Source organism: Porphyromonas asaccharolytica DSM 20707 (assembly GCF_000212375.1).
Taxonomy (GTDB): domain Bacteria; phylum Bacteroidota; class Bacteroidia; order Bacteroidales; family Porphyromonadaceae; genus Porphyromonas; species Porphyromonas asaccharolytica.
This window is the reverse complement of the sequence record NC_015501.1, coordinates 2,151,610-2,170,015: the sequence shown is the minus strand read 5'-3', so window position 1 is coordinate 2,170,015 and position 18,406 is coordinate 2,151,610. Positions and strand designations below refer to the sequence as shown.

Below are 18,406 nucleotides of genomic sequence, written 5' to 3'. Positions count from 1 at the left end.
ACCGTCATACCATCTGCAGGCTTGATCCCTAGAGAGGATGCCTGCAGATGTATGATAGCATTTTAGAGGAAGTTGTTATGAACAAGGTATTAAGTATATGTAGCCTGATAGGCTGTCTGGCTCTCCTGAGCGCATGTAGCTCAGACTCTCCAGATCCAAGCAAAACAAATCTATACGAAGAGCAGTATTATAGCGGAGGCAAGCTAGGCACCGCGTTCAATAACACGGCCACCTGTTACGAGCAGTTTACCCCTGCAGTCGAGGAGGCTGGTTTGGTCGCTAGGTTTAAGAGGGGAGAGCGTCTCTTCGAGAACCCCTTTGACACCTCTACCGATCCAAACTTCCCGCTACGTGGTCTAGGGCCACTGTGGTTGCGTGCTAGCTGTATCGCTTGCCACCCAGGTTACGGACATGGTGCTAGACAGACCGAGTACAACTCGCACATCATAGGCAACGGCTATCTACTCGTCCTCACGGACCAAAACGACACTTATCTGTCTTCTCTCACAGGTATGCCTCAGACGCAAGCTGCGCCTCCCTTTAAGGCACCACTTGATGAGCGTAAGATCAAGATAGACTGGCTCCCCTACACAGATGAGTGGGGCAATAAGTTTGACGATGGTGAGACCTACGACCTTATTTACCCAGAGGTGACCATTCCGGAGGATGCCTTCTACGTCCCCTTGCAGGTTAAGGGCAAAGACATCCCATACTCCGATCTCCGCGTTCGCCTAGAGAGCACCATCGGTATCTACGGCACGGGGCTGCTCGATGCTATCAGTGACGAGGACCTCCGTGCTCAGTATCAGACGGAGGAGAAGCATGGTGCCAACCTCAACCCCACCGTCTGGAAGAACGGTGACTTCGCTCGCTACTATACTAATACCAAGCAGGGCGACGGCACTAAGTACCTGCCCCGCTACACCTACGGACTGACACGTGGTAGCATACAGGATGGTCCTGGCGCCAACGCTATTTGGAACATCACCAACGTGACTCGTAGCGATCGTCGCTACCACTACATGACCCCTGCCTATGCTAAGGTAGCTTCCGAAGATCCCGAGGTACAGGCAAAGTTTTACACCTACTATCCAGAGTGGCGGAAGAGTGGTGATGTCAAGAAGGATATCTACGACTACCTAACCTCTAGCGAGCTCCCTGCCGATATGACCGATGAGGAGTACATAGACTTCATGGTATGGCACCGTGGACTAGCCGTCCCGTCGGCACGAGATGCTGATAGCAAAGAGTTCCAACAAGGTAAGAAGCTCTTTGAGGAGATGGGGTGCGTTAGCTGCCACCGTCCTACCTGGACTACGGGCGAGGATCAGATCCGTGATCCGAACAACTTCTTCGTAGGTGCTCGTGCTAGCCTCCTGCCACGCTACCCGCATCAGAAGATCTGGCCCTACACCGATATGATCCAGCATCAGCTGCAGATGAAGAACAATATCCGCACAGGCTGGTGCCGTACTACGCCGCTGTGGGGACGTGGTCTGAGCATGAAGGCTACTGGAGCTGGCGATCGTCTACACGACTGCCGTGCACGTACCGTGATCGAGGCGATCATGTGGCACGGTGCTAAGACTAGTGATGCGAGAGCGTCTGTTGAGAAGTTTCGCAAGCTCAGCAAGGAGGAGCGAAAAGCTGTCGTCACCTTCATCGAGTCGATCTAATCTCTAAAGTCTAACCTCTAAAGTCTAACCTCTAATCTCTATCTAACTTCTACCCCTCTCCTGAGCAAGCATTTGCTAGAGCAATAGATTATGATGATAGATATAAGCTGTCAGGGGAGGGGAGACACATACACCCAAACACTTTATTCTTATGAAGCACTTAACTACACAGCTAGCACTGCTAGCACTCATCCTTGCTAGCCTGACAGCTTGTCAGCAGGAGTGCGGTAGCGACACCCCTCAGACGCTTAGCGAGGAGTATTACAGCGGAGGCAAGCTAGGCACTACCTTCAACAACACGGCCTCATGCTTCGAGCAGCCCACAGAGGCTATAGCACTGGCTGGACTAGATGCCAACTTCAAGCAGGGTGAGCGTCGCTTTGAGACGGCGCACGCTGCTGGCGATGTGCCTGGTCTGACCTTTACGGGACTAGGTCCTCTATACAATCGTACCTCCTGCGAGGCTTGTCACCCGGGCTATGGCCATGGTAAGCGCATCACACGCTACAATAGTGAGCAGATGGGCAATGGCTGTCTCATCATCGTTACCGACAAAGAGGGAAATATGGCTAGCTCGCTCGGATTAGTGCCTATGACTGTCGCACTGCCGCCCTTCAAGCCGATGATCGATGCTGACAAGATGACCATCGACTGGCGTACCTATACGGACGAGTGGGGCAATAAGTTTGACGATGGCGAGACTTACGATCTTATCTATCCCGAGGTGCATCTGCCCGCAGAGGCTCTCTACTCGCCACTAGAGGTGAATGGCAAGCCCTATCCAATAGACCAGGCGGTCGTCACGCTTGAGTCTACCATCGGCTTTTACGGCACGGGTCTACTTGATGCGATCAGCGATGAGGATATACGTCAGCAGTATATCAAAGAGGCTCCACATTCCCCGCTCAATCCCGCTATTTGGGCTGGTAACGACTTCGCCCCCACGGGGGTAGACGCTGCGGGGCACCCGATGCGCTTTGACTATGCGTGTGACTTTACCAAGCTCTCTGCCAATGTGAGCCTATGGGAGGTGACCAATATCATCACGCCGATGTTTCGTAAGTTCTACATACCTGAGGCTTACGCACGGACGGCAAGCAAAGATCCCAACGTACAGGCTGAGTTCTACAAATACTTCCCTGATCGCAAGAGGTCAGGCAATGTGGAGAAGGATATCTACGACTTCTTTACAGCTACAGACCTGCCCGTCGAGATGGACGCACAGGCTTGCTACGATCTGATGGTGTGGATACGTGGTCTAGCTGTGCCAGCTGCGAGAGACATAGACTCCCCCGATGTGCAGCGTGGTAAGCAGCTCTTCACTGAGATAGGATGTGCCACTTGCCACCGTCCCTCTTGGACTACGGGCGATGACGTTGTCGTGGATGTGTATGGTCTGACCGAGGGCGGCAAGAAGGCTATGCCTCGCTACCCCAAGCAGAAGATCTGGCCTTACACCGACATGGTCCAGCACCAGCTCCACATGCAAAACGACATCCGCACGGGTTGGTGCCGTACCACTCCGCTCTGGGGACGTGGTCTGAGCCAGAAGGCTTCAGGTCACCAGGACCGTCTACACGACTGCCGTGCACGCAATGTGATCGAGGCGATCATGTGGCACGGTGCTAAGAATAGTGATGCACGATTTACGGTAGAGAAGTTCCGCAAGCTCAGCAAGGAGGATCGTGATGCGGTTGTCAAGTTTATCAACGCCGTATAGCTTCACACACTAGATACTATATAAATATGGTGTGGCGCAAGCTTCCTTTCATACTACTACTCATCACGGTGGCTGTCCTCGCGGCAGCCACTGTGGTTGAAAAGCTTTACGGTACGCCCTTCGTTCAGGAGCACTGGTATGGCTCCCCGCTCTTTACCATCTTGTGGGTGCTACTCTCCTGTGCTGGGCTACTTTATATCTTACGAGCTAAGCTCTACAGACGCTTCTGGATCTGGATGATCCACGTCTCACTGCTGGTCATCTTGCTGGGTGCTGGCGTGACTAGCTGGACTGCCATACATGGACGGATCAAGCTCCAGGAGGGTGCCAGTCCTACGGATCGCTATCAGAGTGAACAGGGAGAGACACTGACCCTCCCCTTTGAGGTCGCTTTGGAGCGCTTTGATCTGACCTACTACACAGGGACTCAATTCCCGCTAGACTACCAGAGCAATCTCCTCATTCAGGACGGGGAGCGGTCGCAGAGCCTCCGTGGTGCTGTCTCTATGAATCGCATCTTCCGCTACCGATTCTATCGCTTCTACCAGTCAGGCTACGACCCAGAGACGACCTCCTCGATCCTCTCCATCGCATACGATCCATGGGGTATATCGATCTCTTACCTAGGCTATGCGCTCCTCGCAATTAGCCTCGTAGGGGGCATGTACGCACGTCGTCGTAAGGTGAGACAGCTCCTCAAGCAGGCTCTCGTCTCTCCCGTGGCGATGCTCTTGATACTCCTCGCTGGTGGTACGCTCTCGGCAGAGGCAAAAGCCCCCTCGACGCCACTCCCCAAGACGATCCCCGCTAGTGTGGCTAAGAGCTTGGGCGAGCTGCACATCCTATACAACAATCGTGTCTGTCCTCTAGAGACCTATGCGCAGGAGTTTACCGAGAAGCTCTATGGACGCAGTAGCTACCGAGGCTATTCTGCCGAGCAGGTCTTGGCGGGCTGGATCTTTTACTACGACAGTTGGGTCGATGAGCCGATGATACGGATCAAAGATCGGAGCATACGCAAGCTGCTCGAGTGCTACGAGGGAAAGCGAGTGAGCTACCGTCAGTTCTTTGATCTACAGGGCAACTATCGCCTGGAGGCTCTGCTAGACAACTACATACAGCACCCCGACCAGCCCGGACGCAAAGCCCTCTTTGAGGCACACGAGAAGTGTCAGGTGATACAGAGCTTAGGGTTAGGTGAGTCGCTCTTGATCTTCCCTGTACAGAGCCATGGAACTATCGCGTGGTATCATCCAGCCTCTACCGATCTCCCCGCAGAGATGCCACTAGATCAGTGGACCTTCGTGCGTAAGAGCTTTAACTACCTCAGCGAACTGGTCGTCATGCAGCAATGGGACGAGGCGCAAGACTTTCTCGTCAAGCTCCGTCAGTACCAGCTCAAGGAGGGCGGTGAGAGCTGTCCCTCGGCTGTGCGCTTTCGCTCAGAGCTCTACTATAACCAGCTCTCTCCCTTTATCGGACTGCTCGCCAAGATCCTCGCTACCATCGGGATCTTGCTCTTCATCTGGACTGCCTATCAGCTCTCCGTGGGGCGACTCAAGGATCCTCGATTAGTCAAGTGGGGCATCTGGGCCGTCATCTACGGCAGTATGCTCTACCTAACCCTTATGGTGATCCTGCGCTGGATCGTCTCGGGATATGTGCCGCTGAGCAATGGCTTTGAGACGATGCAAGCCTTAGCTTGGATCGTACTGCTACTGACCATACTTGCAGGGCGTAAGCATCGAGTACTGATCCCCTTTGGGCTACTCATGGGCGGTCTGTCGCTCTTGGTCGCCTCCTTCGGGGGCAGCAATCCACAGATCACTCCGCTGATGCCAGTGCTTCACTCGCCGCTACTGAGCATCCACGTGCTGGTTATCATGATAGCGTATAGTCTCTTGGCCTTTATGATGCTCAATAGCTGCATGGCACTGATCCTGTCGCGACGCTCTACCGTCGGGACGCACCTAGAGGCACTCAGTAGACTGCTCCTCTATCCAGCGGTCGCACTGCTGGCTATCGGTATCTTCATCGGAGCCGTCTGGGCCAATGTCTCGTGGGGACGCTACTGGAGCTGGGACCCCAAAGAGGTGTGGGCACTCATCACGCTCATCATCTACGCCCTGCCACTACACTGCGAGTCGCTGCGCTGCTTCCGCTCGCAGAGGTTCCTGCATGTTTATCTCTTGATCGCCTTCGTGTCGGTGCTGGTCACCTACTTCGGGGTCAACTTCTTCCTCGGCGGGATGCACAGCTACGCTTGATGCTCCCCCTTACGAAGCGATAAATCCACTCCACGGAGGAAAAATCAATTCCTCCGTGGAGATTTTTTATTCTCCACGTGGATATTTTTCTTTTTCCACGTGGGCGTGATTCATTTCCTCCGAAGTTTCATTTGATTCCTCCGAAGAATTTTTTCTCGCCCACGTGGAGAATGAAAATTCTCCACGTGGAGATTTCGAAATATCCACGTGGAAATCAGTTTTCCACGACATAGCCCCGTATCGATATGTAGCCAGTTCTAAATTATTGTAGCGAGTGAGCGTCGAATGTACCCAGACAGGAGTGACGCACCATAATCGCGCTTTCAGGCGGGGTTCATTTCACTAGACAGCTCCAGTCTAGACTACCACCAGCACCTCAAAACAGGAATTACCCCTTTCCCCTAACTTCTAAAATCTAGTTTTCGTCCCTTTTCTTGTTTACAAACTCGGAGTTTATTGCTACCTTTGTAAACGGAAGCGTTTTCACCAAGTGGAAACAAAAGAACTAAAACGTATGGAGCGGTCAACTGGAGAACGAATCAGAAAAGGACGAGCCTTGAGGGGTATGACCTTAAGAGAGCTAGCAGACAAAGTCGGAGTGTCTCATACTCATATCAGTAACTTAGAGCGAGGAGGTAAAGAGATTACAGGTGCTACACTCATAGCACTGTCGGAAGCTCTTGACCTACCCATAGACTACTTTGTCTACCAAGACACCCCTATAATTGAGTCTGTAAACTTTAGAAAGATAAAAGCCTTCTCCAGCAAAGAGGATAAAAAGATCTGGCAAAAAATCGAGAGACAGCTAGAAAATTACCTAGAGCTAGAGGAGATCATGGATGTCAAGACCTCCTTCGATGGAGACGCAATAACTAGAGACGTCATCGCATCACCCGCAGACATCGAAGAGGTTGCAAAGCAAGTTCGACAACTCTATCAGTTAGGTCTATCCCCCATATCAAATGTCTCCAATCTACTCGAGACCATGGGCATCAAAGTCATTGGTGTAGCTGGCAAAAAAGGCTTCGATGGGGTTAGCTTCTTAGCTAATGAAGTCATACCCGTCATCGCATACAATAGTAATATAGAGAGTACCGAACGAAAGCGACTGACCTTACTGCATGAATTCGCTCACCTCCTCCTCAAAAGCTCCCTAGAGACTATCTCTGAGAAAGACGGCGAGCGGCTCTGCACCGCATTTGCTAGTCATCTGTTACTCCCAGATGAGATCATCAGAGCGTTTTTTGGAGGTCGCAGGAAGAGATTTTCTCTTCCCGAGTTCATTGAGCTGCAAAGTGCCTACGGCATCTCCATTGATGCTATCGTATATCGTTTAGGTGAGATGCAGCTTATCTCTCAGAGCAATTGCAGAGGATATTTCATCAACAAGAAAAAAAACAAAGAGCTGCGGGAGATCTTAGAAAAGAGCAGGTATGTAGAGCCTCAGAGTAACCGCTTCGCAAGACTGGTCATCAAAGCGCTAGACCTAGACTTAATAACCCAAGCTAAAGCTCAAAGCTATCTCCAAGAGGCAGGCATACCAGCCGATCAAGTCGTCAATCTGCTAAACGCCAATATATGAGTCAGACACAGCTCGTTGTCGTTAGCGACACAAACATCTTTATAGACTTAATCGACTTAGACCTCTACAAAGACTTTCTGCAGTTAGGATATCAGGTACACACCAATATATTTGTACTTCATGAGCTGAGAGACAAACAGCAGAGAGCCTATCTCGACAACATAGGCGGACTAATCGTCGAGCAGTTCGACACCCCAGGCTTTATGCCCCAGGTGTATCAATTCTTTGATGAGAGACAACGCAAAGGGCTCTCCTTCACAGACTGCACCGTACTCTACCAAGGCATCACGCTAAGTGCTACCGTACTTACTGGAGACAAGAAGATGATGCGCAGTGCTAAAGAGATGGACATTGACGTCCGAGGCATACTATATATTTTCGACCAGCTAGTCGAGCAAGGCATACTCTCTCATAGTACCGCCTGCCAAAAGCTACAACAGCTCTTCAGCAGAAATACCCGCTTGCCAAAAGATGAAATAGACAAGCGTCTAACCCTATGGAGCAACTCTTGAGACTACCCCAAAGCATCGTAACGTCTAGACCTCTGATACGAGGAGGAAACGAAAGTACTGGCAGTGCATCCTGACATCGGGCTGCCCGACATGCGGGACTAGCACCTCACGACTTGGCTCGTGGTCTTCTTTTATTTAGTAACTTTGGGTCGTGGTATATCCCTAGACAATAGATAGACATGATGCAAGACAAGACTGATCTACAGGCTGCGAAGGATGACTTGAGATACCTTCAGCTCCTCTCTAACCAGTTCCGCAACTCGGCCGAGGTCTCTACAGAGATCATCAATCTGCAGGCGATCCTGAGCCTTCCGAAGGGTACCGAGCACTTTCTCGCAGATGTGCACGGTGAGCATGAGGCCTTCGACCATGTGCTGAAGAATGCCTCGGGCAGTGTGATGCGTAAGATCCGCGAGGTCTTCGCAGGACAGATGATGGAGCTACAGATGCGTGAGCTGGCTACGCTCATCTACTATCCGCAGGCTAAGCTGGAGCAACTCCATGAGACGGGCGAAATTGATGAGGAGTGGTACAAAGTGACACTCAATCGTCTCGTCAAGGTGTGCCGTAAGGTAGGCGAGAAGTACACACGCTCGAAGGTACGCAAGGCGCTACCACCTCAGTATAGCTACATCATCCAGGAGCTACTACACGAGGACGGGGTCAACCCAAACAAATCGGCTTACATCTCCAGTATTATCTCTACAATTATCTCTACGGGCAAGGCGGAGGACTTCATCTGCGCTATCTCAGCGACGATCAAGCGTCTCGTCATAGACCGCCTCCACATCGTCGGTGACATCTACGACCGTGGTCCTGGCGCTCAGTACATTATGGATACGCTACTAGACTACCACAATGTAGACATACAGTGGGGTAATCACGATATGCTCTGGATGGGTGCTGCAGCGGGCAACGATGCTTGTATCGCCTGTGTCATACGTATCGCTCTGCGCTATGCCAATCTAGATACCATCGAGGACGGTTACGGAATCAACTTGATGCCACTCTCCCGCTTAGCTAGTGAGGTCTATGCGGGTGATCCGTGTACTTACTTCAAGCCCAAGCTAGGAGACTCCGACGTGGCATACGATGACAAGGGTATTTACCTGATTAGCCAGATGCACAAGGCAATCAGCATTATTCAGTTCAAGCTAGAGCATCAGTTGATCATGCGTCACCCAGAGTGGCAGATGCAGGAGCGTGACCTACTTCACAAGATAGACTTTGAGGCTGGCACGGTCGATCTCTCGCATACCAATCCTAACGAGGACTATGGTGTGCATGAGATGCTCGATATGAACTTCCCCACGATCGATCCGAAGGACCCCTATCGCCTCACGCCCCAAGAGGAGGAGGTGATGGATCGCTTGCGTCGCTCCTTCGCTACGAGTGAGCGGCTCCATACGCATATAGATGCTTTCTATCGACTGGGTAGTATGTACCTCGTATGCAATGGTAACTTGCTCTACCACGCTTCGATGCCGCTAGACGCTTCTGGGCAACTCAAGGCGGTGCGTGTCCTCGACTCGCAGCCCCTACGCGGTCGTGCGCTCTTAGATGAGATAGATCGTGTGGTGCGCCTAGCGCATCCATCTAGGCATAGTCATCCGAAGCATGAGGCGGCAGTGGACTATATCTTTTACCTCTGGTGCGGTCCCGACTCGCCACTCTTTGACAAGTCTGCTATGACCACCTTCGAGCGTTACTTCGTCGCTGACAAGAACACCCACACGGAGACGAAGGGCTACTACTTTAAGTATCGCCAAGATCTAGAGACGATCGAGATGATCCTTCGCGAGTTTGGTCTAGAGGGCGAAGACTGTCACGTGATCAACGGGCATGTCCCAGTCAAGGTCGCCAAGGGCGAGAAGCCTATCGCAGCTGGTGGCAAGCTGATGATCATCGACGGGGGCTTTAGCCGAGCTTATCAGAGCAGTACAGGTATCGCAGGCTACACATTGATCTATAATTCGCAAGGCATGCAGCTGGTGCAGCACGAGCCCTTTACGACGATGCGCCGTGCCGTGGAGCTGATGGAGGATATCAAGAGCGTGACGGTCATCTCGGAGCGTACGACGCACCGTATGTTGGTGGCTGATACGGACGTAGGTGCTGATCTACAGCAGCAGGTGAACGATCTAGAGAAGCTTCTCAAGGCCTTTAACGCAGGTCTGATCAAGGAGCGCAAATCCCTTCCTCAGGTCATCACGAAGTAGTGACTGGGAGATTGTCTCTCTGAGCTGCATCGGTCGGCTTCTCACTCTTATATTATAGTAGAAAAACTCTTTCGTATGAAAGGAAAGGTCATTAAGGTGCTGTGGCGGCTCTTTGGAGCCTTTTGGACTTTGGTCTTAATCATATTTATATTGATCTGGCATGGGGTCATAGGCTATATGCCTGATGTGGAGCAGTTGCAAAATCCTATCGATAAGTATGCCTCTGTCCTGATCTCGGATGATGGCGTGCAGATAGGATCCTACGCGCATGGCTCGACAAACCGTATCTACGTGAGCTATGACGAGCTTGCTGAGCCACTGGTACAGGCTCTGATAGCTACGGAGGATGTGCGCTTTTACCAGCACTCGGGTGTCGACATGCGAGGCGTGGGGCGTGCCGTCATCAAGCGTGGCGTGCTACGCAATACGGCTAGTGGTGGTGGTAGTACCATCACGCAGCAGCTGGCTAAGCAGCTCTACTCGCCTCATGCTAAGTCGACGCTACAGCGCCTTCTGCAGAAGCCTATTGAGTGGGTTATAGCGATCAAGCTGGAACGCAACTATACCAAGGAGGAGATCATCGCGATGTATCTGAATCAGTTTGACTTTCTTTACAACGCTGTCGGAATCCGCTCGGCCGCGCAGACTTATTTTGGCAAGACTCCCTCTGAGTTAACTCTGAATGAGTCGGCAATGCTGGTGGGGATGTGTAAGAATCCCTCACTCTACAACCCTGTCCTGCATGCTGACAGCGATGCACCACTGAAACGCCGCAACACGGTCCTCCTACAGATGAAGAAAGCGGGCTACCTCTCCGAGGAGGCTTACACGACCGCCATTGCCGAGCCGATCCATATCAACTTTACCAATAATACGCACTCCGATGGTTTGGCTCCTTATTATAGAGAGTTCGTGCGTCTCTTACTGACTGCCAAAAAACCTAAGCGAAGTGACTACTCGCAGTGGAATCAGGAGCAGTATGCTATCGACTCACTCCTCTGGGAGACACAGCCGATCTATGGATGGTGCCAGAAAAACAAAAAGTCTGACGGCTCCTGCTATGATCTCTATGCTGATGGGCTCAAGATCTATGGTACGATCGATAGTCGTATGCAGCAGTACGCTGAGGAGGCGGTTCAGAAGCACATGAGCGAGTTTGTACAGCCTAACTTCGATCGTGAGATGCGGGGCTCTAAGCTGGCTCCTTACAGTAGCGACCTGACAGCACAGCAACGCAAGGATGCTATCGAGCGTGCACTGCACAACACGGATCGCTGGCGATCGCTCAAGAAGCTCGGTATGTCGCCAGAGGAGATCCGCAAAACGTTTGACCAAAAGCGCAAGATGCGCGTCTGGAGCTACAACGGCTGGATCGACAAGGAGATGACTCCTCGGGACTCGGTACTATACTATAAGCACTTCCTCCACACGGGCTTCATGGCGATGAATTCGCACAACGGTAATATACTAGCCTATGTCGGAGATGTGGACTTTCGTACGTTTAAGTATGATATGGTCTCTCAGGGACGACGACAGGTGGGTTCGACGATCAAGCCTTTTCTCTACTCTCTCAGTATGATACAGGGTATCTCTCCATGTGAGCAGGTGATGCATCAGCCGATCACGCTCTATGATGCCAATGGCAAGGCGTGGACGCCGCGCAATACTGGAGCTAAGCGGGTGGGGGAGATGGTCTCGATCAAGTGGGGACTACAAAACTCCTCTAACTGGGTCACGGCATACCTAATGGGTCGCACCTCGCCCTATACCTTTGTTCGCTTGCTCCACTCCTTCGGCATCAAAGGCAATATAGATCCTGTCGTCTCTGTGGCTCTCGGCACACCCGATGTGACGGTCAGCGAGATGGTGGCGGCTTACAGTGCTTTTGTCAATCAAGGTATCCGTGTCGACCCGATTCCTGTGACTCGTATCGAGGACCGCTACGGCAATGTGGTGGCGACCTTTACGGCTAATCTTACGGAGGTCCTTCCTGCACGAGCTGCATTGCAGATGCTGGACATGATGCGTGCCGTCATCGATGGCGGTACGGGCGGTAGACTGCGCTTCCGACACAATCTGACGATGCCTCTGGGAGGTAAGACGGGTACGACACAGCGCCACAGCGATGGTTGGTTCGTCGGCTTCTCTCCTGAGATCGTGGCGGGTTGTTGGGTCGGTGGCGAGGAGCGCTCGATACACTTCCGCTCGATGGCGTATGGTCAGGGTGCCTCAGCAGCGCTGCCTATCTTTGGCTACTTTATGAAGGCAGTCTATGCAGATCCGTCGCTGGGCTACTCGGTGGGGACGCCGTTCAACGTACCTGCGGGCTTCTCTCCATGTGGCGAGCAGGCAACGGTCGAGCTACACGAGCCTCTGAGCGAGGCTGTCGATGATGCCGTCGATGACGTTCTAGACTCTATCTTAGAGTGATGAAAATAAACTTTTAGGATTTTACCACTCTAAGAACAGGCAAGCTGGGGCTGCTGATGCTCGCTAGAGAGTCAAAAGAAGCTTCATCTAAGCGTTTAAGCGTTAATGTGCCTTACAGATACTGCTTATGTCGTTTGTTTTTACGACCTTTGCAATCGGTTTGAGTACACTGGCTTGATTTGCCCATTCTTAGAGGCTACAGCTGTCAGCTCTGTGACGAGATCTCAGTCGTCCCTCTCTAGGAGTGGTATCTTTAGCACAGTCATTTCAAAGTAAGAGCTAGGCGACTAGCACCAACAAGCGTAGAGTTAACCCTTTAAATCGAGTATAGCCATGGCAATGAGACAATTAAAAATCAATCAGTCGATCACCAACCGTGAGAGTGCGTCGCTGGATCGTTACCTTCAAGAGATCGGGCGGACGAGCCTCATATCTCCTGAAGAGGAGGTGGAGCTGGCGCGAGAGATACATCGTGGTAATCGGCGTGCATTGAACAAGCTGGTGGAGGCCAACCTCCGGTTTGTCGTCTCTGTGGCAAAGCAGTATCAGAACCAAGGCCTGAGCCTTCCTGACCTGATCAATGAGGGAAATATTGGAATGATCAAGGCGGCCGAGAAGTTTGACGAGACACGCGGATTTAAGTTCATCTCCTACGCTGTGTGGTGGATCCGTCAGTCTATCCTGCAGGCGCTTGCCGAGCAATCACGCATCGTGCGTCTACCGCTCAATCAGGTGGGACTGCAGCAGAAGATGAATAAGGCGATCGTCAAGTTCGAGCAGCTCAACGGTCGTCGTCCTAGTCCGCAGGAGATAGCTGCTGAGCTGGAGCTCCCCGAGGACAAGATCCGTGAGGCGCTCAAGGTGCAGGGCAAGCATCAGTCGCTCGACGCTCCTTTTGTGGAGGGCGAGGACAACAACATGCTGGATGTCCTGGTCAATGAGGACACGCCCTCGACCGATAGTAGTCTGATCAACGAGTCTCTCTCTGCTGAGATAGATCGTATCCTGGATCAGCTGGGAGATCGAGAGGCGGAGGTGCTACGCTGCTTCTTTGGCATCGGTTGTCCTGAGATGACTCTCGAGGAGATCGGTGAGCGCACCAAGCTCTCTCGTGAGCGTGTGCGTCAGATCAAGGAGAAAGCGATCCGTCGTCTCAAGCAGTCTGACCGCTGCGAGTACTTAAAAGCATATCTTGGATAGTCGTCTCGCTCGATAGCAGAGGCGCATCACAACTACATAAAGAGCCTCATTGGTCTAGCATACGACTGTAGCTAGAGCAATGAGGCTCCTTTTCCATACGACCCAATAATCTCATATTATATGACAGACAAGACAAGTACCCCCTCGACCGACTGGCTAGGCTATCTGATGGGACTCATCTCATCGGCCACCTTTGGACTGATACCACTGCTGAGCATACCCGTGCTGTCGCAGGGCGTGGCAGAGGGGACGGTGCTGATGTATCGCTTTCTCATCGCAGCACTCATCGTTGGCAGCATCGTCGTGATACGTAGAGAGTCGCTACGCATATCGTGGCGAAGCTTCTTGATCCTGCTCGCTTTGTCTGTCTTGTACTTCTTCTCCTCCTTCCTGCTCATCGAGGGGTATCAGCATATGCCGTCAGGAGTTGCTACGGTGCTTCACTTCAGCTATCCAACGTTTGTAGTACTGCTCATGTTTCTCGTCTTTCGTCAGCGGATAAACCTACTGCAAGGGCTGGCTGTCCTCTTAGCTTTATGTGGCGTGTCGCTTATCTCAGGCTTCTTTGAGTCTGACGTGACTGCTATCCCGCTGCGGCCGTTGTTCACAGTACTCTTCTCAGGCTTTTGCTACGCCACCTACATCGTCATCCTTCGGCACTCCCGCCTGGAGCCGATGAGCAGCTTCAAACTGACCACCTACGTGATGGGACTCTCGGCCATACTCTTTGCGCTCTTTTGCAAAGCTACAGGCGCCAGTCTCCTCCTGGACAATACGACGCAGTGGATCTATACCGCCCTGCTAGCACTCATCCCGACCGTCTGCGCCAATATCACGCTCGTCTGGGCGGTACAGCGAATAGGCTCCACACCGACCGCCATTATGGGGGCGCTAGAGCCACTCACAGCCGTCCTCGTGGGGGCATTAGCTCTAGGCGAGGAACTCTCCCTAGGTCAAGGCATCGGCATCGGTGTCGTCCTGCTGGCGGTCCTGCTACTAGTCGTGTCGCCGCTTCTGATGCGCCGACTCAAGCAAGTGTAGCTAAAGCTGGCGCGCCAAGGTGCGAGAGAGGTAAAACTTGTTCGTCTCGGAGACATAGACGACAGGCGTCGGAAGCTCTTGCTCCACCCCGTCAACCCATGCTCTGCGCTGGTAGGCGCGTAGCTCGATCTCGTGTCCCTTGTAGTGGATCGTGATCCGCTTCTCCTCGGGCTGATCACCCGTTATCTCGCACTGAGCCTGAGGAAAGAGCGCATCGTGTGGCGCATAGTACTCCTCCGACAGCTCCATCATCGTCTGCTTCAGACCCAGCTGCGTACGCATATAGTTATGCAGATCAATGTTGGTCACACAACCTCTGATCGGCGTCAACCGCTGTGGCGTGTAGCTAGCGAGAAAGACCTCTTCGCCCGTATGTCCGTGCGTCGTAAAGCCGATGAGCAGATGACGCTTCATCCAGTCAACGAAGTACTCCTTCAGACGGTACTTCTGGCTCCAGCCCAGCTCAGCATACTTCGCTTTGCGTTGCTCAGCCGAGAGTGTCGAGCAGGCGTAGTCCTCGATTGCATTGATCTCTGCTAGCTCCTCCTCCGAGGGACGTATGCCGCTCCAGATGTAGAGACTATCGGCAAGGAGTGAGAGAGCCGTCTGACTTGTCTTACGTCCTAGCTCTACCGAACTGTAGCGAAAGCGCGTCAGCGGCTTGATCAGTTCATCGAGTGTCAGACGCGCATAGCCTCGATCCACACGACCGATGCTCATACCGCTATTTCCATGGTCTGCCGTCACGAGGACGATCGTATTCCCGTCCCGCTGTGCATAGTCCAGCGCCACGGCAACCGCCTTGTCAAAAGCTAGAAACTCCGTAGCCATCGCCACGGGATCGTTGGCGTGAGCCGCCCAGTCTACCTTGCTGCCCTCGACCATCAGGACGAAGCCGTTAGGGTTCTCCAGATTACGGATTGCCGTCTCCGTCATCTCAGCCAGCGAAGGGTAGCGCAGCGTGTCTCCCAGCGAACGCCTGTCCATATCGTACGGCATATCCATATCTCCAAAAAGTGCCCACATACCGCCCCCTCGATGCGCTCGCATAGCTGCGAGATCATCGAGGTAAAGCGCTATACCCTGGCGGTTCAGACGCTCCTTTAGTTCACTCGTCATCAGCGAGGTGCCACCACCCAGGAGGAGGTCCACGCCATTGTCCACCATCTGTGGCACGATGCTCTTGTAGAGCTTGCGAGAAGGCGTATGAGCCGTGCAGTCTGCTGGCGTAGCATGCGGAAACTCACACGTGCAGACGACCCCGATACGCTTGCCTTGCGTCTGCTTGGCAGCTTCCAAAAGGGTCACGACAGGACGGTAAGCCCACGAGGAGTCGAGCGGTACGAGGTCATTGTGTGGCTCGCTGTACGGATAGGTCGCGATAAAGCCATCGATCGAGGGAACGCCCGTCATATAGCACGAGGTGGTCGGAGCCGAGTCCCCGATCGGTGCATTAGAGCAGTAGGTGATGACACTCCCCGAGAGGTAAGGGTCGAGTGCTAGGTGCTGCGCCTGAGGGTCCAGTGCCCTTTGGTACCAACGAGCCAATGAGACTGCCGGTAGCGAGGTGCCGTCCGAGATGAGGAGGATCACATTCTTCGCAGGGTGCTCTGGTAGGGGGTACTCCTTTTGCTGCCCTACCAGTGAGAGCGTGGGGAGGAGCAGCAGTAAGATACGCAAGATGCTTTTCATAAAGGTTGTATTTAAGGTGTTGTTAGGTTGTCAGTTGGTAGTGCTTCGTACATCAAGGTGAGACTGATAAAGTCCTCTACCGAGAGACGCTCTGCACGGAGCGTGAAGATCTCATGATCAGCGTAGGGGAACTCCTTGCCAAAGAGTGACATCAAGGCATTGCGCAGCATCTTCCGCCGCTGCCCGAAGGCGGTTTTGACCACCCGCTTGAAGTTAGCCTCATCGCAGGGCAACTCGGTGCGACTATTTCGTCGTGCGATCATCACGCCACCATCTACCTTGGGCGGTGGATTGAAGTCGCGCTTAGACACCTTAAAGAGGTAGTCGCAGTCGTACCAGCACTGGAGCAAGACGCTCAGGATGCCGTAGTCACGCCCTCCAGGCGAGGCGCACAGCCGCTGTGCCACCTCGTGCTGTAGCATGCCCGCCACAGCAGGGATGCGCTCGCGTAGCTCTAGGATGCGAAAGAAGATCTGCGAAGAGATATTGTACGGATAGTTGCCGATCACCACAAAAGGCATGTCCGCCCGACCAGGGATCAGCTCCTCAGCGGGGAGCTTGAGAAAGTCTCCCTCGATGATCCGCCCCTCTTGGCTCAATTGCGGGAAGTGCTGGTGCAGATACTCGATACTCTCATGATCTATGTCGATCACCTGCAGGTCGTGCCCCGCCTCTAGGAGTGGCTGCGTCAGGACGCCCATGCCAGGGCCTACCTCTAGGATCGGCGTACCGAGATAGTCGGCGACCGAGTCGGCAATGCGCTGTGCTGCGCCGTGGTCCGTGAGAAAGTGCTGCCCTAGATATTTCTTTGCTCGTACAGAATCCATAGTTCTTTCGCTCGTTGTCGTGTCAAAAGTACAACTTTTCCGTCAAGGGAGAGGGGAGACCAGAGATTAGAGGTTAGACATTAGAGGTTAGAGGGCGACACATCTTTCGAGCGTGCTATTGATATTTAACCTGTAGCATCTAGCACTATTGTATAAGTCCAAGTGATTACATACCTTTGCGTACGAAGCACATAGATTGAGTCAGAGAGAGCTTGAGCTTTGCTAAGTTTTGCGATCTCGCTCATACAGATCATAAACTAAACTAGGCGTATGAGGCAGTACTATATCGTCTGCAATGGACAGGAGCTAGGTCCCTACACGGTTGAGGAGTTGTCCGCACGAAGGATTACTCCCCAGACTATGATACGCGTCGAGGGTATGAGCGATGCTTGTCCGGCTCAAGAACTGGATGAGCTACGCATTCTCTTTGAGTACCAAGCCCCTGGTCCCAATCCCTATGCGGGGGCTCCAGCTTATGGCTCCCCGTATGGCTTTGGCGCACCGAGGGGTAGCTACATGCAACCACAAAATCGCCCCAAGATGCCACCCGACAATCTGTTGTGGAGCATCCTCTGCGTCTTATTCTTCTTCCCGCTAGGGATCATACCGCTTGTCTACTCGATACAAGTCTTTACGTACTATGATAGAGGCAACTACGCAGAAGCTGAGAACGCAAGTCGCAACTCGCTCCTGTGGGCTAAGGGGCTTACCATTGCCGCCGCTGTGTGCATAGGCGTTGCCATAGCCATCTTCGTATTCATAGCTATTGCTGCCACGTCGGCAATCTCGGCAGCTTTGTAAGACAGTCTCTTAGCTATCCGATGGGTAGCTTGCTCCCGTGAGCAACTAATCAATCTCATCGAGCATTCTGACTACAAAACAACCGCTTTTAGATATCCACGTGAGAAACGACCCATTTCTCACGTGGATATTTTTTATTCTCCAGGTGGGGAATAAAAAATTCCTCGGACTTATCATTTGATTCCTCCGAAGTTTTATTTGATTCCTCCGAAGTTTTATTTCTCGCCTACGTGGAGAATTTTGATTTTCCAGCGAGCTATTTGGGATTTCCTCCGTAGAGATTTTAGACCATCCGCACAGAAGCGTTGCGTTCCTAAGGAGCATTGCCGAGATAGTCAAGAGAAACTAAAGCTAATCCGCTCGCTATTAGCTTAAAACGAAGAACTCTCTTTCGGCGTTTCCATTTTTGGCCGTGTTTCGTTTCCGCTTTTGGCCGAAT

General features: G+C 52.6%; 12 protein-coding genes. 10 read left to right on the top strand and 2 right to left on the bottom strand.

The window, feature by feature from the left end; genetic code table 11:
- Positions 1-77 precede the first annotated feature (77 nt).
- From PORAS_RS08515 to PORAS_RS08475, 9 genes are all read left to right on the top strand, one after another.
- Positions 78-1,676, top strand: coding sequence for a di-heme oxidoredictase family protein (locus PORAS_RS08515; RefSeq protein WP_013760940.1), 1,599 nt, complete (start codon positions 78-80; stop codon positions 1,674-1,676).
- 151 nt (positions 1,677-1,827) lie between these two features.
- Positions 1,828-3,396, top strand: coding sequence for a di-heme oxidoredictase family protein (locus tag PORAS_RS08510; RefSeq protein ID WP_013760939.1), 1,569 nt, complete (start codon positions 1,828-1,830; stop codon positions 3,394-3,396).
- Positions 3,397-3,422: 26 nt separating this feature from the next.
- Positions 3,423-5,663 (top strand): cytochrome c biogenesis protein CcsA, encoded by a 2,241-nt coding sequence (locus PORAS_RS08505; protein WP_013760938.1) that lies wholly within the window; start codon positions 3,423-3,425, stop codon positions 5,661-5,663.
- 514 nt (positions 5,664-6,177) lie between these two features.
- A complete protein-coding gene (locus PORAS_RS08500; protein WP_013760937.1) occupies positions 6,178-7,245 on the top strand; it encodes a helix-turn-helix domain-containing protein in 1,068 nt (355 codons plus the stop codon).
- Complete coding sequence (locus tag PORAS_RS08495) at positions 7,242-7,757, top strand: PIN domain-containing protein (RefSeq protein WP_013760936.1); 516 nt, start codon at positions 7,242-7,244, stop codon at positions 7,755-7,757. Before PORAS_RS08500 ends, PORAS_RS08495 begins: the two co-directional genes overlap by 4 nt.
- A gap of 179 nt (positions 7,758-7,936) precedes the next feature.
- Entirely contained in the window at positions 7,937-9,976 is a 2,040-nt protein-coding gene (locus PORAS_RS08490; RefSeq protein WP_013760935.1) for a fructose-bisphosphatase class III, read from the top strand.
- Between the two features lie 75 nt (positions 9,977-10,051).
- On the top strand, positions 10,052-12,406 hold the full coding sequence (locus tag PORAS_RS08485) for a transglycosylase domain-containing protein (RefSeq protein ID WP_004331070.1): 2,355 nt from the start codon (positions 10,052-10,054) through the stop codon (positions 12,404-12,406).
- A gap of 339 nt (positions 12,407-12,745) precedes the next feature.
- A complete protein-coding gene (locus PORAS_RS08480) occupies positions 12,746-13,606 on the top strand; it encodes a sigma-70 family RNA polymerase sigma factor (RefSeq protein WP_004331078.1) in 861 nt (286 codons plus the stop codon).
- A gap of 120 nt (positions 13,607-13,726) precedes the next feature.
- The gene (locus PORAS_RS08475) at positions 13,727-14,647 is read left to right on the top strand and encodes a DMT family transporter (RefSeq protein WP_013760934.1); all 921 of its coding nucleotides are present in this window, start codon (positions 13,727-13,729) and stop codon (positions 14,645-14,647) included.
- Here the strand turns inward: PORAS_RS08475 and PORAS_RS08470 are convergent, their stop codons facing one another.
- Positions 14,648-16,339, bottom strand: coding sequence for an alkaline phosphatase (locus PORAS_RS08470; RefSeq protein WP_013760933.1), 1,692 nt, complete (start codon positions 16,337-16,339; stop codon positions 14,648-14,650).
- An 11-nt stretch (positions 16,340-16,350) separates the two neighbouring features.
- Positions 16,351-17,166: a 16S rRNA (adenine(1518)-N(6)/adenine(1519)-N(6))-dimethyltransferase RsmA gene (gene rsmA, locus PORAS_RS08465; protein ID WP_004331090.1), complete on the bottom strand. Its 816-nt coding sequence runs from the start codon at positions 17,164-17,166 to the stop codon at positions 16,351-16,353.
- 270 nt (positions 17,167-17,436) lie between these two features.
- On the opposite strand from rsmA, the gene PORAS_RS08460 reads away from it, so the two are divergent.
- Positions 17,437-17,967 carry a CD225/dispanin family protein gene (locus PORAS_RS08460; protein ID WP_004331093.1) on the top strand — a complete coding sequence of 177 codons (531 nt, stop codon included), beginning with the start codon at positions 17,437-17,439 and terminating at the stop codon, positions 17,965-17,967.
- The last annotated feature ends 439 nt before the right edge of the window (positions 17,968-18,406 follow it).